Annotated in this window: 1 protein-coding gene; it reads right to left on the reverse strand. The window is 37.4% G+C overall.

Annotation, left to right across the window (positions count from 1 at the left end; translation table 11 throughout):
* Positions 1-149: 149 nt before the first annotated feature.
* A partial coding sequence (locus tag RF645_RS13460) for an integrase core domain-containing protein (RefSeq protein WP_368819288.1) occupies positions 150-513 on the reverse strand: 364 nt, incomplete at its 5' end.

Genomic DNA, 513 nt, shown 5'->3' on the forward strand with positions numbered 1-513 from the left:
GTAGCAGTTCCCCAAAGTGGACACAAAAAATGATTATTAATTATTTATATTTTTAAAAGTACACATATCTATCAAATTTCGTTCCTTTTCATTTGCAAAAGTAGACAATCTCATCCATATTTGCAAGTTTTTCTTTATAAAAGTGAACATTATTCTTTATTTTTCTCATTTCCAGCCTTTTTCTTCCATTCTGTGACGAACTTCGGTGTTGCATTAGCCTCTCGCTTCCCAAAAGTGTCCTTTCTTGGAAGCTCCCCTTTATAAAACCTCTTCCTGTAATTATTTGGCGTATCATAGCCGATAGCATAACATGGTCTTTTCTCATTGTAATAATCCACGTATGCGTCCAAGGCCTCCTCGAACTCCTCTCTTGAATTACATGTCTCAATCTTGAAGTCTATGAACAATTCCTCTTTTATCCATCCGTTGAGGGATTCGTTCACAGGGTTGTCTGTAGGCTTTCCTGCCCTGGACATAGACCTCACAATCAACGTGTCCTTTATCAGCTCATTA

It is taken from the genome of Kocuria sp. CPCC 205260 (assembly GCF_040981045.1).
Lineage (GTDB): Bacteria > Actinomycetota > Actinomycetes > Actinomycetales > Micrococcaceae > Kocuria > Kocuria palustris.